A 20944-nucleotide genomic window follows, 5' to 3' on the forward strand; every position below is an offset into this window, starting at 1 on the left:
AACGCACCGCGTCGAGGTCGGCGATGAACCGGTGCAACGTGTATGGCCCCTGATGCTGACTGCGGCCCCCGCCGCGCTGATCCCAGCGGATGGCCGGCCCGCCCTCAGCGAGAAGCTCGGCGACCGGTGCGAGGGTGTCCCAGAAGCCGGGACCGCCGTGGCAGAGGATCGCGGCCGAATCCGGCCCAGCCTCCGCAAATTCCGAAGCGGCGTTCGCGGTCTCGTGACGAGCGGTCCAGAGGCGGCAGCCGTCATCGGTGACGACGAAGGACTCGGTCGGCGCGGCCGCTCGCACGTGCGCAGTCATCGCCCTGTCCCGTTCCTCCGCTATCCCCATCGCCAGCCGAGGTCACTGTCCGAGGAAGCGCAGGATCCCGTCCGCGATCGCCCTGGCCATGCGCGCCCGGCCCGACGCCGACTCTTCCAGAGCAAGATCGGAGGCGTTGCGCATGTTGCCGCACTCGACCAGGATCTTCGGCACCGTGGTCAGGTTCAGGCCGGCGATGTCGTCGCGCGGTTCGTAGCCGTCGGATCCGACGTAGTTGGACGGAGTCAGCCCGGATTCCTGGCTGAAGGTGGCGTGCATCGCGACGGCGAGGCGGTGCGATGCCGACTCGACTGATGAGCCGCCGACCGACTGCTGCGCCTCAAGCAGCTGGTAGCCGTGGCCGCCGGCCGGGCCTCCGTCCGCGTGGATGGAGACGGCGGCCGCGGCGTGCGCACTGTTGCCGATCGCGGCGCGGATGTTGACGCAGGGGCCGACGCCGCTGTCGTTGTTCCTGGTCAGGATGACGCGCAGGCCACGCTGCTCGAGGTCGGCCTGGACCAGCAGCGCCACCTGGAAGTTGAACTGGTGCTCGCTATAGCCGTCGTCGCCGTTGGTGCCGGTCGTGTCGCAGGCTTTTTCCTGGCCGAAGCCCTGCGGGACCAGCTCGTTGATCTCGGCCGCGTGGCTTTCGTTGCCGCCGTTGTGGCCGGGGTCGAGGACGATCACCTGGCCACCTGTACCGGCCGCGGCGTTCGCCCGCGCCGCAGCGGAGGGTGACGTGGACGCGGGCGCGCTGACGCTTGGCGACGCAGCGGGGGAAGCCACGGCACTCGCGCTGGCAGAGCTGCTGAGGCTATCGGCTGAGGACGCGGAGGCGGCGGCGAGCACGGCGGGAGTCGCGTGCGCGTCTCCACCGCAGCCCGCGCACGCCCAAGCCGTAATACCCGCCAGCAAAACCGTGGCGGCGGCCGGGGCGCGCCTTACCTTCGTTCGCGTCGTCACCCGGCAACCCTAGCGAGTCGATCGCGCCGGTATCCACCGTGTTGGGCGATTACGCTGCGTTGACCGCAGGCAGCAGGCGATCTGCGTCACGCGATCATGAACTGATCAGGGCGCAGGGCGCGGTTCACGATCCGCACGTCGCCAATCCAGCCGTTGAAGACCTGGTTGATCGTCCCGGCGTACTCTGACAGCGATTTCCGCGCCTACGCGGCGGGCAGGTCGACTAACTGCCCGAGCGCGGCACGGTGACGGGCCGCCGTGCCGAGCGCGATAGACGCCGACTTCGCCCGCTTGAGGTAGAGGTGCGCCGGGTGTTCCCACGTGAATCCGATGCCGCCGTGGAATTGCACGCATTCTTCCGCAGCACGCACCGCGACTCCGGAGCAGTACGCCTGCGCGAGCGCGACGGCCACCGGCGCGTCCGAGTCGTCGTCCGCGACGCACGCGGCCGCGTATCGGGCTACGGCGCGGGCCTGCGCAACCGAGGCCCACAAGTCGGCGGCGCGATGCTTGAGCCCTTGGTAGGAGCCGATGAGGCGGCCGAATTGATAGCGGGTTTTGAGATAGCCGACAGACAGTTCAAGACAGGCTTCTGCGATTCCTAGCTGCTCGGAGGCGAGCACCGCGGCGCCCACGCGAAGCGCGTGGGAAAGCGCCGCCACCGCCGCGTCGCCGGAAGCGAGCTGACGGCCGGCGACGCCGGCGAACGCGAGATCGGCAAGCGGCCGGGTCAGATCCAAAGAGGTCACGCCGTCGCGCTTAAGTCCCTCATCGTCAGCCTCGACGACGAAAAGCGCCGGACCGTCTTCCGTCACCGCCGGAACGAGCAAGAGGTCTGCGACACTCGAGTCCGCCACGCTCCGCACAGCTCCCGACAGCCGCCCGGCCTCATCAGTGCGCACCGCCTCCGGGAAGGCCGCATCCGGCGCGTAAGAGAAGGGCACTGCGAGAACAACCGTCACGCGGCCAGCAGCAAGTCGATCCAGCAGTTCGCCAGCGTCCGCGGCAGCTTCCCCGAGCGCCAGAACAGCCGCGGTGGCCACGACCGAGCTAGTGAGGAACGGCACCGGCGCGACCGCGCGGCCGACTTCTTCGGCCACCACCGCCGCCTCGCGCCATGACGCACCCGCGCCGCCGAACTTCTCCGGGATCGCGAGACTCGCGCATCCGAGATCGGCCGCGAGCGACTTCCACAGGGCCGTGTCATAAGGCTGATCCGTCTCGCAGCGCGCCAGCACGGCGTTCCACGGACTGCGATCGGCCAAGAGCGCGCGCACCGAGGCGCGCAGGTCGTCTTCGACCTCTGAGTAAAGCAGTGCGACGGGGCTCACTGGGCCAGATCCTTCCACGGGACGTCCTTGTCGACCCGGATCTCCGGGGGCAGGCCGAGCACCCGCTCGGCGATGATGTTGCGCAGGATCTCCGAGGTGCCGCCCTCGATCGAGTTGCCCTTCGCACGCAGGTAGCGGTACCCGGCGCCGCGGCCGGCGAAGTCGACCGTGGTCGGCCGGTCGGTCGTCCACCGATCGCTCGACCAGTCGTCGTAGCGCAGCCCCTCCTCGCCCAGCAGATCAACCTCGAACCCTGAGATCTCCTGATTGAGCCGCGCGAACGCGAGCTTCGCCGCCGAGCCTTCCGGCCCCGGGTGCCCGGCGGCCAACTGCTGCCGCAGCCTTGTCGCGGTCAACCGCGCGGCCTCCGCCTGCACCCACAGATCGAGTAGCGCGTCGTGGGCCGCGGCGGTACGCAGCTCAGGCCGCTCGCGCCAAGCCTGCGCCACCACACCGATCACGCCGCCCTCGCGCGGCTGCGCGCCGCCGCCGATCGCGACCCGCTCGTTCATCAGCGTCGTCTGCGCCACGGCCCAGCCCGCGCCGACCGGCCCCAGCCGATGCGCATCGGGGATGCGAACCCCGGTCAGGAAGACCTCGTTGAACTCCGCCTCGCCGGTGAGCTGCCGCAGTGGCCGCACCTCGACGCCGGGGTCCGTCATGTCACAGACGAAGTATGTCAGGCCTTTGTGTTTCGGCACACTCGGGTCGGTGCGGGCGATCAGGATGGCCCAGCGCGCCTCGTGCGCCATCGAGGTCCATACCTTCTGGCCGGTCACGATCCAGTCAGAACCCTCATCGGAACCGTCCTCCCGCACCGCCTTCGTCGCCAGCCCCGCGAGGTCGGAGCCGGCGCCGGGTTCGCTGAACAGCTGGCACCACACCTCCTCGCCGGTCCACAACGGGCGCAGGAACCGGCGGCGCTGCTCGTCGGTGCCGTGCGCGAGAATCGTCGGCGCGGCCATGCCGAGCCCGATGCCGATGCGGTACGGATCGTTGTCCGGGGCTCCGGCCGCAGCCAGCGCCTCATCGACGATCCGCTGCTGCTCGCGCGGCGCGTCGAGCCCGCCGAGTCCGACCGGGAAGTGCACCCAGGCCAAACCCGCGTCGAACCGTGCGCGCAGGAACTCCGTCCGTGGCGTGCTCGCCGGATCGTGCTCCTCCAGCAGAGCTTTGATTCGCTCGTGCAGCGACATAGCAGCCTCCTTTCTCACCGGGCGAGGGTGTCCAGACCGCGCCGGACCAGCGCGGGCACCAGACCGCCCATTCCTTCGAAGCCTGATCCGACCGTCTGCCCCTGCAGATAGCGGTAGTAGATGCCCTCCGCGATCACGGCGAGCTTGAAGTAACCGAACGCGATGTACCAGGGCAGCGGGGTCACGTCGAGGCCACTGCGCGACGCGTACCGCTCGACCAGCTCGTCCTGTGCCGGAAAACCCGCGTCGCTATCGACCGCCGAGGTCAGCGCCGCGCCGCCACCCAGCGTTTCCAACTCAGTCCAGTACACGCACAGCAATCCCAGATCCGCGAGAGGGTCACCGAGCGTGGCCATCTCCCAGTCAAGCACTGCCGCGATACGGTCCTGCTCGTCCACGATCGCGTTGTCGAGCCGGTAGTCACCGTGCACGATCGCAGCACGCTGCGACTTCGGCACCGATTCGCCCAGTGCCTCGTGCAGCGCATCGATTCCGGGCACCTCACGGCTGCGCGAGGCCGCCAGTTGCTTGCCCCAGCGCGCGACCTGCCGCTCCAAATAGCCTTCGGGCCGACCGAAATCGCCGAGCCCAACCGCTGCCGGATCCACCGCGTGCAGGTCGGCGAGCACGTCCACCAGCGCCCACGACATCGCACGCGCACGCTCAGCGGTCAACGCAGTGGTCTGCGACTTTTCCCGATAGACCGTGCCCTCGACGAACTCCATCACATAGAACGGCGCGCCGATCACGTCAGGGTCCTCGCACAGCAGGTGCACCGCGGGTACCGGCACGCCGGTCGGTGCCAACGCGGCCAGAACCCGGAACTCGCGCGTCATGTCATGCGCGGTCGCCAGCACGTGCCCCAGCGGCGGTCGCCGCAGTACCCACGAAGCCGAAGCGCCGTCCCGCTGCCCGCTCAGCACATACGTCAGATTCGACTTGCCGCCCGCGATCAGCTGCGCGCTCAGCGCTCCGTCCCCGGCCCCGACACCCAGCTGCGCCGCGTGTTCGGCCAGGTAGGCGCGCAGCGGCGAGAGCGCGAGACCCGGCGGGTCGGCGTGGTCCGGATTGCTCATGCTCGGGTCTCTCGCTCGGGGGTTGCACGGAGTACGGCTCGGTGGAACAGTACCGACTAGTCGGTACGTCGGCTAGCCCTACCAATGGCGGAAGGCGCCCAGGATGATCTCCAGCACGATGCAGGACTACCCGCTGACCATCACCTCGATCCTGCGGCACGGCTCGCGCATCTACGGCGGTAGCGAGTGCGTCACCTGGGAAGGCACCAAGGCACGCCGCGCGACGTACGCCGAGGTCGCGCGCAACGCCGAACGACTGGCCGCCGCGCTGGCCCGCCTCGGCGTCGGCGCGGGCGATCGGGTCGGCACCTTCTGCTGGAACACGCAGGAGCACCTGGAGGCCTACTTCGCGGTTCCCTGCATGGGCGCGGTCTTGCACACGCTCAACATACGACTGCCCGGCGATCAGGTCGCGCACATCATCCAGCACGCCGGCGACCGGGTGATCATCGTGGACGGCAGCCTGGCGCCGCTGCTGGCCGCGATCGCACCTGGACTGACCGACGTCGAGGCGTACATCGTGGTCGGCGAGGCAGACCTCGGCCTCTTCGCCAGCGTTCCCGCCGGCGTCAAAGTGCTGCGGTACTCAGAGGTCCTCGCCGCCGAAGAACCCGGCTACGACTGGCCCGAGCTCGACGAACGATCCGCCGCCGCGATGTGCTACACCAGCGGGACCACCGGTGACCCGAAGGGCGTGGTCTACTCGCACCGCTCGAACTTCCTGCACGCGCTGGCTGGGCAGGCCGCCTGCATGGCCGGCACCACGGAGTCCGACAGGATCCTGACGATCGTGCCGATGTTCCACGTCAACGCCTGGGGCATCCCGTACGGTGCGTTCTTCAACGGCACGACGCTGCACCTGCCCGGCCCGCATATGGGCCCTGACGGACTGGTCAACTTCATCGAGGCCGAGCGCTCGACTGTCGCCTCCGCCGTCCCCACCATCTGGAACTGGATCCTCAACTACGGCGAGGCCCGGCCCATCGATCTTTCCTCGCTCCGCATGGCGACCTCGGGCGGTTCAGCCGCGCCGCGCGCCATGATCGAGGCCTTCGAACAGCGCTACGGGCTGCGGATCATCCAGGGCTGGGGTATGACGGAGACCAGCCCGGTAGCCGGAATGGCGCACCCGCCGGCCGGGGTCGAGCCGGGCACCCCGGAGGACGTCGAGTGGCGGCTCAAGTCCGGCCGGGTCGCGCCCGGCGTCGAAATGCGCGTCGTCGACGTGGACGGCGGCGCCGAGCTGCCCTGGGACGGCGAGTCGGTCGGCGAGATCGAGGTGCGCGGCCCGTGGATCACCGGTTCGTACTATCGGGATCCCGCGCCGGAGAAGTTCCACGACGGCTGGCTGCGCACCGGGGACCTCGGCACCATCGACGACCGCGGCTACTTCCAGATCACCGACCGCGTCAAGGACCTGATCAAGTCCGGCGGCGAATGGATCTCCTCGGTCGACCTGGAAAACCAGCTGCTGGCACACCCCGCCGTCCTGGAAGCCGCCGTGGTCGCGATTCCCGACCCCAAGTGGGACGAGCGCCCACTCGCCTGCGTCGTGCTCAAGCCCGAAGCCGAGGCCACGCCCGAAGCCCTCGCCGTCTTCCTCGCCGGGAAGGTCGCCCGGTGGCAGGTCCCTGACTACTGGACCTTCATCGACGAGGTACCGAAGACCACGGTCGGCAAGTTCGACAAGAAGGTGCTGCGCGCCCGGCACCGCGACGGCGCGCTGGACGTGCACAAGCTCGACACCATCCCGCACACCGACGCCAACACCGGCGCATAAGACAGGAGTCTGCGATGGACTTCGAGCCGAGCCCCCGCGCCAAGGAGTACCTGGACCGCCTACAGGCGTTCATGGACAGCCACATCTACCCGGCCGAACCCGTGTATGCGGCGCAGCGCCGCGCGCTCGTCGAAGCCGGGGACGTACACCGCGTACCGCCGATCGTCGAGGACCTCAAGAACGCCGCACGCGAACGCGGTCTGTGGAACCTCTTCCTCCCGGACGCCAACGAGCCACACCACGGGCTCTCGGTCACCGATTACGCACCGCTGGCTGAGCTGACCGGCCGCTCGATCGATCTCGCGCCGGAAGCCCTCAACTGCGCCGCGCCCGACACCGGCAACATGGAAGTCCTCCACCTGTTCGGTACTCCCGAGCAGAAGGAACGCTGGCTCGCCCCGCTGCTGCGCGGCGAGATCCGCAGCGGCTTCGGCATGACCGAACCCGAGGTCGCCAGCTCGGACGCCTCGAATATCAGGACCCGGATCGAGCGGGACGGCGACGAGTACATCGTCACCGGCCGCAAGTGGTGGACCTCCGGCGCGATGGACCCACGCTGCAAGATCCTCATCGTCATGGGCAAAACCGCTCCCGACAACCCCTCGCACCAGCAACAGTCCATGATTCTGGTCCCGCTCGACGCTCCGGGCGTGAAGATCGTCCGCGCGCTGCCGGTCTTCGGCTACCAGGACCAGCACGGCCACGCCGAAATCGTGTTCGACGGCGTTCGCGTCCCGGCCGCCAACCTGATCGGAGAGGAAGGCAGCGGCTTCGCGATCGCGCAGGCGCGGCTCGGCCCCGGCCGCATCCACCACTGCATGCGAGCGCTCGGCATGGCGGAGCGGGCGCTGGAGCTGATGTGCCAGCGCGCAGTCAGCCGCGTCGCCTTCGGCAAGCCGGTGGCCGCGCAAGGCGTCGTCCAGCAGTGGATCGCCGAGTCCCGCATGGCGATCGAGCAAGCCAGGCTACTGACACTCAAGACCGCGTGGCTCATCGACCGCTACGGGACCAAGAGCGCGCGTACCGAGATCGCCGCGATCAAGGTGGTCGCGCCGCGCGTGGCGCTGGACGTCGTCGACAAGGCGATCCAGACGCACGGCGGCGCGGGCGTCAGCGACGACACGCCGCTGGCCGCGATGTGGGCCGCGTTGCGCACCCTCCGCATCGCCGACGGACCCGACGAGGTACACATCCGGTCCGTCGCGCGTACCGAACTCAAGCCGTATTTGAACCAGCAGAGCCTTGACCGCCCAGGCAGCAACGTATGACGGCCCGTCCGACGTCTGTCGATACCCTTGCTGACATGCCACGCACACCGATCAAGGAGCTTCCCTCCCCGACTCCCGACCTCGCGCGGCTACCGGTCCAGGAGCGCCTGATCGCCACCTCGCTGCGCCTGTTCGCCGCGCAAGGCGTCGAAGGGACCTCGGTCCAAGAGATCGTGGCCGCCGCCGGCGTGACCAAGGGCGCGATGTACCACTACTTCGCGTCCAAGGACGACCTGCTCTATGAGATCTACCACCGGCTGCTCGGCCGCCAGACCGAGCGCCTGAACGCGATCGCCAACGGCCCAGGCACAGCCGCCGAACGAGTCCGCTCGGCCGCCGCCGACGTCGTCGAAAGCACCCTCGACTCGATCGAGGAGGCGATCGTCTCCTTCCGCTCGGTCCACATGCTGCCGAATCCGCAGCGCACGCAGGTCCGGGCCGAGCGGCGGCGCTACCACGAGCGGTTCCGCGCGCTGGTCGAGGAAGGCCAGCGGGACGGGGCGTTTCGCAAGGATGTGCCGGCGGATCTGGCCGTGCACTTCTTCTTCGGTTCGGTCAATCAGCTGGGCACCTGGTACCACCGCGAGGGCGGCCTGACCAGGCGGCAGATCGCGGAACACTACGCCGACCTCTTCCTCGCCTCGCTACGCCCCGAGTAGTTCACCGCTCCTGCCCTACCGCCGGACGAATACCGCATCCACCCCATCTAGCCATACCGTCCGGTCGGTACTACGCTCACGCCGCCGCACAACGCCGTGCGGTTGGTGAGTCCTTCGCTCAGGAGGTCAGCGCAATGTCCGCTTCGGCAACGGAAGGAATTCCCACTCCCGCACCACGTCCCGCGTCGCCCCGAGCCACGAACGTCCTGTGGCACCGGCAGCTGACCAGATACCCCGACACCGCGGCTCGGTACGCGTACCTCGCGATCGTGGTCGCCGCGACCGTCGTGCTCTACTACGAGCTCTATATCCAGTACGCGGTATCGACCGCGATCATCACGCACTACAACATGACGTTCACGTTCTTCGTGTACGTATCGGTCGTCGGCAATGCGGTCGGCGCATTCGCCTCGCTGCTCGCCGGGCTCGCGGATCGCTGGGGCCGGGCGAACCTGACCGTCTACGGACTGCTGATCACTGGCGCGCTGGTCGCCTTCGCGGTCCCCAACGCGGGTTCCAAGGGCATGTTCCTGTTCCTGATCGCCCTGGTCAGCTTCGTCGAGGGCATCATCCTGGTCACGACACCCGCCCTGGTGCGCGACTTCTCCCCGCAACTGGGGCGCGCTTCCGCGATGGGCTTCTGGACCATGGGTCCGGTCGTCGGCAGCCTGGTCGTCACAGCCGTGACCAGTCACACGTATTCGGGCTCGACGACGTGGCAGGACGAGTTCCGCTACGCCGGCTGGGCCGGGTTACTCGTGTTCGTCATCGCGCTCTTCGGTCTGCGCGAACTGTCTCCCCAACTGCGCGACCAGATCATGGTGAGCCTGCGTGACCGAGCTTTGATCGAAGCCCGCGCCCAGGGCCTCGACACCGAAACCGCCCTGCGCGGCCACTGGCGCCAGATGCTGCGCACGGACATCCTTTCCTCCGCCCTCGCGATCAGCCTCTTCCTGCTCCTCTACTTCGCCGCGGTGGGCTCGTTCACCGTCTACTTCGTCACCACGTTCGGCTACACAGTCCAACGAACAGCCGGGCTGCTCAACTGGTATTGGGCGGCGAACGCGGTGAGCCTCGTTGTCGTCGGCCTGCTCTCTGACTGGGCCAAGGTACGCAAACCGTTCATGGTCATCGGCGCCCTAGCATCGATTGCCGTCCTGATCCCGTTCGCCCTCGCCGCAACACGGCCACAGACCAGCTACTACACCTTCGCGTTGCTGGTCGCCGGAATCGGCATCTTCGGCGGCTTCACCTACGCGCCGTGGATGGCGAGCTTCACCGAGACCGTCGAGCGGCGTAACCCGGCGGCCACCGCGACCGGACTGGCCGTGTACGGCTGGATCATCCGCGCCATCGTCGCGATCTCCTCCGCGATCCTCCCGATCGTCGTCTCGAGCGCGACTCCCCTGGTCGACCACGGCGCGCAAGTCGCCTCCGCGCAGGCGCAGGCCGGGCCCGCGCTGGCGATCGTGCAGCAGCACCCGAAGCTCTTCGCCCAACTACAGCAGTACCCGCCTAACCAGATCCCCCCGGCCCTCCAAGCCCAAGCCGTGCAGGAAGTCGGCATCCCCAACCTCCTGGCGGTCCAAAAAGCGGCGCCCCAACTCGCCATCCTCAGCCAGTACGGCCCCGCGGTACAGCAAGCGGCCGCGCAGAACCCGAAGAACTGGCAGACCTGGTGGTGGGTGTGCCTCGGCGGCGAGGCGGTGTTCATCCCGGCGATCTTCCTGATGGCGGGACGCTGGAGCCCACGCAAGGCGCGCGAAGACGTCGCCGCGCACGAACAGCGGATCAGCGAACAGTTGGCCCAGCTCGGCGGCGAGACCGCCTCCGCTTAACCCTCCCGGTGCCCGTCGGCCGCCGCCCCGGCCGACGGGAGCCGGACAATTCGCCCTAGACGACTACCATCCGGATAGCATCACGGGTATCCCGCCGAACCGGCCACCGACCGGCCCGACAGGAGGAGCCCGTGTGGACCAACTGACCATTCTTTTCGTGATCGGCCTGGCCACGATCTTCTCCGTGCCGATAGGACGCCGGATCGGGCTTCCCTCTCCGGTGCTGATGACCTTGTTCGGCGCTGCGATGGCGCTGCTGCCGCAGGTGCCGAACCCCAACATCCGGCCCGACCTGATCCTGCCGCTGGTGCTGCCGCCGCTGTTGTTCGCCGCGGCCAGGCGCACCCACTGGCGGCAGTTCAAGGCGAGCTGGCGCACGGTGCTACTGCTGGCGATCCTCCTCGTCCTGGTCACCACCGCCGCGGTCGCCGGGGTCTTCAGCGTGCTCAATCCGGGCCTGCCGATCGGCGTGGCGGTACTGCTCGGCGCGCTCATCTCGCCGCCGGACCCGGTAGCCGCGACTGCGGTCGCCGGGGATCTGAGCCTGCCGCGCCGGCTGATCAGCACCCTGGAAACCGAGGGGCTGTTCAACGATGTGACCGCCGTCGTCATCTACAGCGTCGCGGTCACGTCCGTGGTCTCGCACCACTTCTCCGGCTGGGAGGCGATCGGCGAGTTCGCCCTGTCCGCGCTGATCGCAGTCGTCGTCGGACTTGTCCTCGGCTGGGGCTCGAACCGGGCGATGAGCCTGCTCGGCGACGCGACCCTCCAAGTGAGTCTCAGCCTCCTCATTCCCACGGCCGCCTACGTCGCGGCCGATCACCTGCACGGGTCGGGCGTACTCGCAGTACTCGTATACGGGCTGTACCTCTCCGACAAGATCGACGCCGACGACGTCGCGTATCGACTAGTGGGCACGGCTTTCTGGGACATCGTCGAGCTACTCGTGACCGGCTTCGCGTTCGGGCTCATCGGACAGGAGCTGTACGTCGTCGTGCGGGACGTCGGCGATCATTGGACCTCGTTGCTCGGTGACGCGTTCGCCGTTGTCGCAGTCGTCGTATTCACGCGGCTCGCCTGGCTGTTGCCGGCCGCCTGGCTGGCGAATCGGATGGGCCGAGCCGAGGCAGACGACAAACCGATCACGTGGCGCGAAACCGTGGTGATGTGGTGGGCCGGGATGCGCGGTGTGGTCACTGTCGCGCTGGCACTCGCGATCCCGCTCACCGTCGAAGGTGGACAAGAGTTCCCTGGCCGCGACGCGCTCTTGTTCACCGCGTTCGCAGTCGTCCTGTTCACCCTGGTCGTCCAAGGGCTGACCCTGCCGGTCCTGGTCCGCCTCCTGCGAGTCGACGCGGACGATCAGGCGGAGCGAGAGGCCGAGAAACGGCTGTGGTACCGGGTCGCCAAGGCGGAGCTGCGCCAACTCAACAGGGCCGCCGAGTCCGGCTCGGTGCCCGACGAGCTGTACGAGCGACTGGCCAACCGACGCCAGGGGCGCCTAGCCCAGGCGTTTCCCGAATCGGTCGACGATGAGATGCGCGCGGCGGCCAAGAAGCGCTACGGCGAGGTCAAGCAGCTCCAAGCCCTGGACCAGGAGATGATCGCGGCAGGCCGACGCGAACTGCTCGCCGCACGCGCCGAACCGGGCTCCGACCCGGAACTGGTCGACCGCGTGATGCGCCGCCTGGATCTGCGCACCGAGCGGCACTGATCTGTCCCGCTGAACTGGACAACCAACGAGCCGCTGCCTGTCCCGCTCAACTGGACAACCTGCCTTTCTCACCCTCGAACCGCCGCCCGCCGTCCCGCTTTTCCCCCAATAAAACCCCGCGATGACATCTCCGCTACGCGGCTGGACTACAGCGGCGAGTCTCGTTTACAGCGGCGCTGGACCACAGACGCCCTTGTGCGCTGGGTGTCTCGCGATAGCTTCGCCGACGGCGGTTGAGGGTAACGCTGGACACGCGTGCACGGATTTTCAGAAAGGCGGGTACTAGCGGACCTGCCGGTTCTGCTTGTCACGCCGCATGCGGTTGCGCTCGGGTGAGGTACCGGTGTCCGGTCGGTGCGCTCCGCACCACTTCACCTTCGCTGCCGCGCTGCACTTTCCAGCTTCCTGCGGACTTGAGCCGGTGGTGCGTGCGGCCCGTTTGCGCGTGCTCAAGTGAAAAACCTGTGCACGCGTGTCCCGCGTTACCCTCATCCGCCGTCGGCGAAGCTATCGCGAGACACCCAGCGCGCAAGGGCGTCTGTGGTCCAGCGCCGCTTTAAACGAGACTCGCCGCTGTAGTCCAGCCGCGTAGCGGAGATGTCATCGCGGGGCTTTATTGGGGGAAAAGCGGGACGGCGGGCGGCGGTTCGAGGGCGGGGAAAGGCAGGTTGTCCAGTTGAACGGGACAGTCGGCGATTGGTTAGCGTCGAATTGCAGCGGGATTGGTCGGGTTTAGGATCAATGTGTGATGACACTTGCGGACGCGCTGGCCGCTGGACCGCTGGTGCTCGACGGCGGGATGTCCAATCAACTCGAATCGGCGGGCCACGATCTGTCGGACGCATTGTGGTCGGCGCGGCTGCTCGCGGACGATCCGGCGGCGATCGTCGCGGCGCACGAGGCGTATGTCGCGGCGGGCGCTCAGGTGGCTATCACGGCCAGCTACCAGGCGAGCTTCGGCGGCTTTGCGCAAAAGGGAATCCGGCGTGAGCAGGCTGCGGCGCTGTTCGGCCTCAGCGTTGAGTTGGCGCGGCGGGCTGGGCCTTGTTATGTCGCAGCGTCGGTGGGTCCTTACGGCGCGGTGCTGGCGGATGGCTCGGAGTACCGCGGGCGCTATGGGCTGACCGTGGCGCAACTTGAACGGTTCCATCGGCCGCGCATCGAGGCGCTGGCGGCGGCCGCGCCTGATGTTCTTGCTCTGGAGACCGTGCCAGATATCGATGAGGCCGAAGCGATGCTGCGGGTCGTCGGTGCTTTGGGTCTGCCGAGTTGGCTCTCGTACACCGTTTCGGGATCGCGCACGCGCGCCGGGCAGCCGCTGGAGGATGCGTTCGCCCTTGCTGAGTCAGTGGATTCGGTCATCGCGATCGGGGTCAACTGCTGCGCGCCGCAGGACGTCACGGCGGCCGTGGAGCTTGCCGCAACTGTGACGAGTAAGCCAGTGGTCGTCTATCCAAACAGCGGTGAGACGTGGGATGCAGCGACGCGCGCGTGGAAGGGATCGAATACGTTCGACACGGACCTGGTGCGCACGTGGGTGCAGGCTGGAGCGCGGCTGGTCGGGGGCTGTTGCCGGGTCGGTCCCGCGGGAATCAGCGCGGTCGCGCAAGTGCTGAAAGAGGCGTATCCCAGCGGCTCGACCCCCCGGTAAGGTCTGAACATGGCGTTCGTAGACAAGGACCTGGAAGAACTCGTGGATTACGTCCCGGCGCGCACGGAACCGGAGGATTTCGCGGCGTTCTGGGCCGACACACTCGCCTCGGCGCGCTCGCACCCGATCGACGCCGTGTTCGAGCAGGTAGAAACCGCGTTGAGCACCGTTGTGGTGGAGGACGTGACCTTTCGCGGTTACCGAGGTCAGCCCATTAAGGGGTGGATGCTGCGTCCTGCGTCGGCGACGGGACCGCTTCCAACTATCGTCGAGTACATCGGCTACGGCGGCGGGCGCGGCCTGCACTTCGAGCGGCTGCTCTGGGCCAGCGCCGGATACGCGCACTTCATCATGGACACGCGCGGCCAGGGCGCCTCGTGGTCGGTCGGCGACACCCCGGACGACTTCTCCGACGGCAACGGCCCGGCCTATCCCGGCGTGATGACGCGGGGGATCCTCGCCCCGGATACCTACTACTACCGCCGGCTCTACACCGACGCGGTGCGCGCGGTCGAGGCTGCGCGGACTCATCCGTTCGTGGATGGGTCGCGTGTCGTGGTGCATGGCGGCAGCCAGGGCGGCGGCCTTTCGATCGCGGTCGCAGGACTTGTGACCGACCTCGCCGGTGTGCTGACCGACGTGCCCTTCCTCCAGCACTTCCGGCGCGCGACCGAGATCACGGATGGCTATCCGTACAAGGAGATCGCGAACTTCTGCAAGGTGCACCGCGACAAGGTCGAGCAGGTCTTCAGGACCCTGTCTTACTTCGACGGGCTGAACTTCGCGGCGCGGGCGACCACTCCGGCGCTGTATTCGGTCGCGCTGATGGACGACATCTGCCCGCCGTCGACGGTTTACGCGTCGTACAACCACTACGCGGGATCGAAAGAGATCACGGTCTACACGTACAACGGGCACGAGGGTGGGCAGGCCCACCACATGCCGGCTGCGTTCTCGTTCGCTGCGTCGGTGACCAAGTAGTCACACCGGACCGGCGTCGTAACGGCGCCGGTCCGGTGTAACGGAATCCGCGGGTAAGAACCCTGTTAGTTCGACGAGTCGGCGGCAGGTGCGGCCGCCGCCGACTCGTCAAGCAACCAGCAACGCGCGACATGGCCGGCCGCCGAGCCGTTGACGGCGCCCTTCGCCGCCGGCAGGTCCGGCGGCCGGGTCGCGCAGACCTCCATCGCGAACGGGCAGCGGCCGCGGAACCGGCAGCCCTCATCGACCACTGATTCCCGATGCTCGGCGACGCGAGAATCGCGTAGCTGGGCTCGTTGCGTGCGGGCATCGGCCAGCTGCGCGCGGGTCAGCCTCGGGTCCGGCGCCGCGGAGGCGAGCAACTGCGTGTACGGATGCGCCGGGTTCAGGATCACCTGATCGCTCGGCCCGCGCTCGACCACCTCTCCCCGGTACATCACCATGATCTGCGACGAGAAGTGCCGCGCGGTCGCCAGGTCGTGCGTGACATAGAGCAGCGCGAGATCGCGGTCTCGTTTCAGGTGGTCGAGGAGATTGAGGATCTCCAACCGGATCGAGACATCGAGCATTGACACGGGTTCGTCGGCCAGCAGCACCTTCGGGTTGGTGGCCAGGGCCCGGGCGATGGCGACGCGCTGGCGCTGGCCGCCGGACAGCTCGTGCGGGTGCTTGCGTGCCACGTCCTGCGGCGGGGTGAGGTTGACGGAGCGCAGCAGGTCCAGCACCGCGGCGTCGAGCTTCGGGCCGCGCCGGTGGCCGCCGTGCAGGATAAGGGGCCGGCGCAAGTGGTGCGCGACCGTGTGCATCGGGTTGAGGGATGCGAACGGATCCTGGAATACCAGCTGAAGGGTCTTGTGGTAGGTCTTGCGTTCGGCGCGGCGGCTCAGTCGCCGGTCGGTCACACTGCCCAGCGCGATCTCGCCCGAGCTGGGCTTGACGAAGCGGCTCAGGGTTCTGACGACGGTGGACTTGCCGCTGCCGCTCTCCCCCACCAGGGCTAGCGTCTGTCCGGGTTCCAGCTCGAAGGAGAGACCGTCCACCGCGCGCAGGCGGCTGCCGTGCTGGCGGTAGTCGACGGTCAGGTCGGTCACGGTCAGGGCGCTCATCGGCCGGCCTCGTCTGTGGTGCGGGCGTAGCGGGGATCGTGCAGGTGGCAGGCGACCGGCCAGGCACGAGGCGGCGCTTGCAGCGGCGGGGTCATGTCGCGGCAAGGATCGAAGACGGACTCGCAGCGCGGCGCGAAGGGGCAGCCGGCCAGTTCGGTGCGCAGGTCGGGTGGGCTGCCCGGGATGCCGTGCATTTCGCGCCGCTCGCCCCGAAGGTCGGGGAACGAGCGCAGCAGGCCGCGGGTGTAGGGGTGCAGGGGTGAGGTGGCGACCTGTTCAGCGGGGGCGTACTCGACGACCTGGCCCGCGTACATGACAGCGAGGCGGTCACTGATTTCGAGGAGGAGGGCGAGGTCGTGGGTGATGAAGATGACTGAGAAGCCGAGTTCCGCGCGCAGCCGTTCGACCTCGTCCAGGATTTCCCGCTGGACCAGCACGTCGAGGGCCGTGGTCGGTTCGTCCATCACCACGATCTGCGGCTCCAGGGCCAGCGCCATCGCGATCACGACGCGCTGGCGCATTCCGCCGGACAGCTCGTGCGGGTAGGAGCGCAGCCGCCTCGCGTCGATGCCCACCATCTCCAGCAGTTCGCCGCAGCGGGCTCGGCGCGCGGCCTTGTCCATGCCCGGCCGGTGCGTCCGGAAGATGTCGTCCATCTGACTGCCGACGCTGGTCACCGGGTTCAGCGCGTTCATGGCGCTCTGGAACACCATGGCGATCTTGTTCCACCGGAAATCGCGCAGCCGGTCGCCCTCCAGGGTGGCGAGGTCCACGCTCTCGCCGTCCCGGTCGAAGTACTCGACGACGCCGGCCGTCATCCGGGCCGGCGGCCGCAGCATCCGGGTCAGCGCATATGCGAAGGTTGACTTACCGCAACCGCTCTCGCCCACGATGCCGAGCACTTCGCCGCGACGCAGTTCGAGTGACACGTCGCGCACGGCTTTGGTCGGGCGGCGACCGGCGTATTCGACACTTACGTTGCTCGCGCGCAAGACGATGTCCGTGCTTAGGCCCGCGGAGCCGTGCAGGGCCTCGATTCCGGTCGTCGTGATCACTGCTCTATCTCCGTTTCGACTACCGGGCTGAGCGCCTTCGCCTGGCGGCGGCCGCGCGGTTCGCGGTACACGCGCAGCCGCGGGTTAAGCAGTTCGTCGAGCCCGAAGTTGATCAGGGCCAGGCCCGCGCCGAGCAGCGCGATGCACAGGCCCGGCGGCGCGAACCACCACCAGTCACCGGAGGAGAGCGCCTCGGCGTTCTGCGCGAAATACAGGATGTTGCCCCAGCTGAGCAGGTCAGGGCTCTGTGAACCGATGAAGGCCAGGCCCGCCTGCGCGAGAATGGCGAAGATCATCGAGAACAGGAACTGCGAGACGATGATCGGCAGCTCGTTCGGCAGTATCTCCACCAGGACGATGCGCCAGACCGGTTCGCCCAGGGCTTTGGAGGCGAGTACGTAGTCCCGGTTGCGGAGCGAAAGGGTTTGGCCGCGCAGCACGCGCGCCGACGCGGCCCAGCTGGTCAGCGCGATCACGAAGATGGTTGGCAGCAGACCGGTGTCCTTGACGAACGCGGCTACCACGATGACCAGGGGCAGCGTGGGAATGACCAGGGCCACATTGGAGAGCAGGGCCAGGATCTCGTCCACCCAGCCGCCCACGTAGCCGCCGCCGATCCCGATGATCACCGAGATCGCGGTGGCGACGAGTCCGGCCGCGGCGCCGATCTCCAGCGTGATCCGGGTGCCGACCACGGTCTGCGCGAAGATGTCCTGGCCGATGTCCGTGGTGCCGAACCAGTGCGCGGCGGACGGAGCGGCCGCGCGGTCCAGACTGACCAGATTCGGGTTGCCCACCAGAAACGGGCCGACTATCCCCAGCAGGACGAAGAAGCCGACGATGCAGAGCCCGACGATCAGACGCCGGGAACGCAGCGCGGTGCGCAGCATGCCCGAGCCCCGAGCGACGGTCTCGGACGGTGCTTCCACCAGCTGGGTGGTGACTGTAGCCGACACTTACGCCTCCTTCGTGCGCGGGTCGATGACGCCGTAGAGCAGGTCGGCCAGCAGGTTCGCGCCCAGCACGGCGAAGCTGATGGCCAGGAAGACCCCTTGCATCAGCGGGTAATCCTGGTTCTGCACCGCGTTGAACAGCAGGTTGCCGATGCCGGGGTAGTTGAAGACCTGCTCCATCACGATCTGCCCGGTGACCACGAAGCCGATGGAGATGGCGAACCCTGACACGCTGGGCAGCACGGCGTTGCGCGCCGCGTACTTCGCCATGACCCGCAGCGGGGTCAGACCCTTGGCCTCGGCCGCGACCACATAGTCCTCGGCGAGCGTGGCGACCATCATGTTGCGCATCCCGAGCAGCCAGCCGCCGATCGACGCGATGATCAGGGTGATCGCGGGCAGCAGTGAATGCTGGATCGCCGAAGAGATGAAGGCGCCGCTCCAGCCGACGTCGAGCGAGACGTCGTATCCGCCCTGCGCGGGGAAGAACTGGAGCTTGTTCGCGAACAGATACACCAGCAGCAGCGCCAGCCAGAAATACGGCACCGCGGTCAGCAGCGTGGTGGCCGGGACGATCGCCTCCAGCCTGCTGCCGCGCCGCCAGCCGATGACCGTGCCGAGCCCGACGCCGAGCAGGAAGCTGATCACCGTGGCGATGCCCACCAGGATCAGAGTCCACAAGATCCCCTGCCGCACCAGATCGATCACCGGAGTCGGGAAGGAAGTGATGGACAGCCCGAAGCGCAGGTGAGCCAGCGAGTTCAGATACTGCCCGTACTGGCTGGCCAAGCTTCCGGAGCTGAGTCCGAGCAGCTTGCGCAGCTGGTCCGCCTCGCCCGGCGGCACAGTGCCGGTCTGCGACTGCTTGCTGATGATCACGGCGACCGGGTCGCCGGGGATCAACCGGGGCAGGAAAAAGTTCAAGGTGATCGCGATCCATGCGGCCACCAGGTAGAAGCCGAGTTTCCGGCCGAAGTAGCGCAGGCGCACGTCCCGCCTCCTCAGGTGTGGTCGATCACGGCCCGAGGCGCCGCGGCGGCCGCGTGTCCCACTGCGCACGTTAAAATCTCCGTGCGTCCCGGGACACGCGGCGCCGCTCAAGCGCGCCGGTGCCGCGTCAGGTCATTCGACGTCGGGCCGGCTTAATTCGCGGGAGCGATACGCAGGGCCGCCCAGCCTTCGTCCGGCTGAAGCCAGATCGGCGGCGCGGCGTACGGGTTGTCCGTGGTCGGGAAGTCCTTGACGTGGTTCCCGTTGAACTCGATCTCGTCCTGGGCCGCGAACAGCGCGATGGTCGGCACGTCCTGCAGCACCAGGTGCTCGATCTGGTAGAAGTCCTGCTTCTGCTTCGCCGTGTCGGCGGTTCCGGCGATGTCCACGAGCAGCGAGTCCACCTGCGGGTTGTCGTAGCGGCCGTAGTCGCCGAACTGGTCCAGCTTCCCGATCGGCGGCGCGACTGAACCGTTGAGCAGCTGGTTGTAGTACGTGTACGGATCGGAGGTGTAGCCGAAGTTGTCGATCATGAGCTGGAAGTTGCCGTTGTTCTGGTCCTGCAACCAGGCGGCGTACGCCTCCGGCACCACGGTCAGCTTGATACCGGCGGCGGCCAGCTCCTGCTCCGCGATCTGCAGGATGCTGATGTAGTCGGACCAGCCGGTGACGACCTTGATGGAGATGTTCAGCGGCTTGCCAGACTTGTCCCGGAACACATTGTCCGAGCCGAGGGTGTAGCCGGCCGCCTGCAGCGTGGATTTGGCAGCGGCGGGATCAGCCTTGCCGAAGCTCTGGCCGGCCAGGGTGGGGTCGAGGATGTTGTTGAAGTTGGGGGTCAGCAGGTCCATCGGGTTGGTCGGCGGGGCGTACCCGTTGTACACGGACTGGCTGATGAAGTCGCGGTCGATGGCCTGGCTGATCGCTTGGCGCACGGCCTTGTCCGCGGTCGGGCCCTGCTTGTAGTTGGGCATCAGATAGGTCACCGAGAGCGGGATGTCCTCGAGGGCGTACTTCGGGTTCTTCGCCAGGTAGTTCTTCTTGATGTCCGGGATGAACCCGCCCGCCCAGTCGAGCGAGCCGGACTCGATGGCCTGGTCCGCGGTCGCGTTGGTGCTGTACTCCAGGAACCTGACGGTCTTGAAATGCGGCATGTCGGCCTGGTAGTAGTGCGGGTTCGCGGCGTACACCATGACCTGGCTGTTGATCTTGCTGACCATCCAGGCACCGGTGCCGACCGGCTTGGGGTCGGTCCAGGTCTTCTTGTCCGAGACGGTGGACCAGATGTGCTGGGGCAGGATCATGGTCTGACCGGCGACGTAAGTCAGGTTCTGAAACGCCGGCTTGGTGAAGTTGATGGTCACCGAGTCGTCGCCGTTCGCCACGGCGTTCTTGATCGGAAGGCCGTTGGTGTTGAGCGCCGGGTCGGTGTCGAGGTTGAACGTGTAGGCGACGTCCGCAGCGGTAAACGGCTTGCCGTCGTTCCAGGTGACGCCGGTGCGCAGCTTGAAGGTGATCGCGGTGCCGTCGGAGTTCCAGGTGTAGGACTTGGCAAGCCAGGGCTCGATGTCGCCGGACTTGGCTCGGTTGAAGTACATCAGCGGCTCGTAGATCATCCCGATGCTGCCGGGCTGCACGCTCGGCGAGAACGGGTTGAAGTTCGCTTCGAACGGATTGGAGCCGGCGGCGACGGTGAGCACGCCGCTCGGGCCGGAGCTTGAGGTGGAACCGGAGCCTCCGCTACCGCAAGCCGCGGCTGCGGCCAGTGTCGGGGCCAGGACCAGGGCGGATACCGCGCGCCATCTAGATCTCATCGTTGAGCCTCACTTCGCTACGCCAGGATTTGGTGCGGATTCACAAACCAGGCGGGTACTGCTGCCACCGGTTCGCAGCATTGCCGAGTGTTCACGGATGCTGGCACTGAACCGGTTAAGCGTCAAGAGTGCGGAGCGGCGGATTTGGGACCAGGCAGGTCGGGGCACCGGCCGGAGCCGCGCAGGCCGGGCAGGGTGGAAAGAAACATTCGCCGATCAAGCACGATGCACCGGAAATAAGGACAGAATCGGACTTATGACT

The 20944-nt window shown here is 67.6% G+C and carries 17 protein-coding genes; 7 read left to right on the top strand and 10 right to left on the bottom strand.

Annotated elements, in window-relative coordinates; genetic code table 11:
* From VN779_RS07675 to VN779_RS07695, 5 genes are all read right to left on the bottom strand, one after another.
* Window positions 1-307 (bottom strand): alpha/beta fold hydrolase (locus tag VN779_RS07675; RefSeq protein WP_414639608.1); only part of this gene is annotated, 307 nt, incomplete at its 3' end.
* 42 nt (window positions 308-349) lie between these two features.
* Window positions 350-994, bottom strand: a complete 645-nt coding sequence (locus VN779_RS07680; RefSeq protein WP_325721596.1) for an N-acetylmuramoyl-L-alanine amidase — start codon at window positions 992-994, stop codon at window positions 350-352.
* A 479-nt stretch (window positions 995-1473) separates the two neighbouring features.
* Window positions 1474-2601: an acyl-CoA dehydrogenase family protein gene (locus VN779_RS07685; RefSeq protein ID WP_325721597.1), complete on the bottom strand. Its 1128-nt coding sequence runs from the start codon at window positions 2599-2601 to the stop codon at window positions 1474-1476.
* Entirely contained in the window at window positions 2598-3797 is a 1200-nt protein-coding gene (locus VN779_RS07690; protein WP_325721599.1) for an acyl-CoA dehydrogenase family protein, read from the bottom strand. The genes VN779_RS07685 and VN779_RS07690 overlap by 4 nt, the downstream gene beginning before the upstream one ends.
* Window positions 3798-3811: 14 nt before the next feature.
* Window positions 3812-4873, bottom strand: a complete 1062-nt coding sequence (locus VN779_RS07695) for a phosphotransferase family protein (protein ID WP_325721601.1) — start codon at window positions 4871-4873, stop codon at window positions 3812-3814.
* Window positions 4874-4976: 103 nt separating this feature from the next.
* On the opposite strand from VN779_RS07695, the gene VN779_RS07700 reads away from it, so the two are divergent.
* The 7 genes from VN779_RS07700 (at window position 4977) to VN779_RS07730 (ending at window position 14764) form a co-directional block, all read left to right on the top strand.
* Entirely contained in the window at window positions 4977-6653 is a 1677-nt protein-coding gene (locus VN779_RS07700; RefSeq protein WP_325721603.1) for a long-chain fatty acid--CoA ligase, read from the top strand.
* Between the two features lie 14 nt (window positions 6654-6667).
* Window positions 6668-7921 carry an acyl-CoA dehydrogenase family protein gene (locus VN779_RS07705; RefSeq protein ID WP_325721605.1) on the top strand — a complete coding sequence of 418 codons (1254 nt, stop codon included), beginning with the start codon at window positions 6668-6670 and terminating at the stop codon, window positions 7919-7921.
* 35 nt (window positions 7922-7956) lie between these two features.
* Window positions 7957-8580: a TetR/AcrR family transcriptional regulator gene (locus tag VN779_RS07710; protein WP_325721606.1), complete on the top strand. Its 624-nt coding sequence runs from the start codon at window positions 7957-7959 to the stop codon at window positions 8578-8580.
* Window positions 8581-8714: 134 nt separating this feature from the next.
* The gene (locus tag VN779_RS07715; protein WP_325721610.1) at window positions 8715-10418 is read left to right on the top strand and encodes an MFS transporter; all 1704 of its coding nucleotides are present in this window, start codon (window positions 8715-8717) and stop codon (window positions 10416-10418) included.
* Between the two features lie 133 nt (window positions 10419-10551).
* Window positions 10552-12132, top strand: a complete 1581-nt coding sequence (locus tag VN779_RS07720; RefSeq protein ID WP_325721611.1) for a Na+/H+ antiporter — start codon at window positions 10552-10554, stop codon at window positions 12130-12132.
* Window positions 12133-12880: 748 nt separating this feature from the next.
* A complete protein-coding gene (gene mmuM, locus VN779_RS07725; protein WP_325721669.1) occupies window positions 12881-13783 on the top strand; it encodes a homocysteine S-methyltransferase in 903 nt (300 codons plus the stop codon).
* Window positions 13784-13792: 9 nt separating this feature from the next.
* Window positions 13793-14764 (top strand): acetylxylan esterase, encoded by a 972-nt coding sequence (locus VN779_RS07730; protein ID WP_325721612.1) that lies wholly within the window; start codon window positions 13793-13795, stop codon window positions 14762-14764.
* Window positions 14765-14829: 65 nt separating this feature from the next.
* Here the strand turns inward: VN779_RS07730 and VN779_RS07735 are convergent, their stop codons facing one another.
* The 5 genes from VN779_RS07735 to VN779_RS07755 all read right to left on the bottom strand — a co-directional run bounded on the left by VN779_RS07735 (window position 14830) and on the right by VN779_RS07755 (window position 20682).
* Window positions 14830-15870: an ABC transporter ATP-binding protein gene (locus VN779_RS07735; RefSeq protein ID WP_325721614.1), complete on the bottom strand. Its 1041-nt coding sequence runs from the start codon at window positions 15868-15870 to the stop codon at window positions 14830-14832.
* Window positions 15867-16925 (bottom strand): ABC transporter ATP-binding protein, encoded by a 1059-nt coding sequence (locus tag VN779_RS07740; RefSeq protein WP_325721616.1) that lies wholly within the window; start codon window positions 16923-16925, stop codon window positions 15867-15869. The genes VN779_RS07735 and VN779_RS07740 overlap by 4 nt, the downstream gene beginning before the upstream one ends.
* The gene (locus tag VN779_RS07745; protein ID WP_325721618.1) at window positions 16922-17881 is read right to left on the bottom strand and encodes an ABC transporter permease; all 960 of its coding nucleotides are present in this window, start codon (window positions 17879-17881) and stop codon (window positions 16922-16924) included. The genes VN779_RS07740 and VN779_RS07745 overlap by 4 nt, the downstream gene beginning before the upstream one ends.
* Window positions 17882-18862, bottom strand: a complete 981-nt coding sequence (locus tag VN779_RS07750; protein ID WP_349260696.1) for an ABC transporter permease — start codon at window positions 18860-18862, stop codon at window positions 17882-17884.
* Window positions 18863-19020: 158 nt separating this feature from the next.
* Complete coding sequence (locus VN779_RS07755) at window positions 19021-20682, bottom strand: ABC transporter substrate-binding protein (RefSeq protein WP_325721622.1); 1662 nt, start codon at window positions 20680-20682, stop codon at window positions 19021-19023.
* Between the last annotated feature and the right edge of the window lie 262 nt (window positions 20683-20944).

The organism is Actinocrinis sp., assembly GCF_035605935.1.
Classification (GTDB): domain Bacteria; phylum Actinomycetota; class Actinomycetes; order Streptomycetales; family Catenulisporaceae; genus Actinocrinis.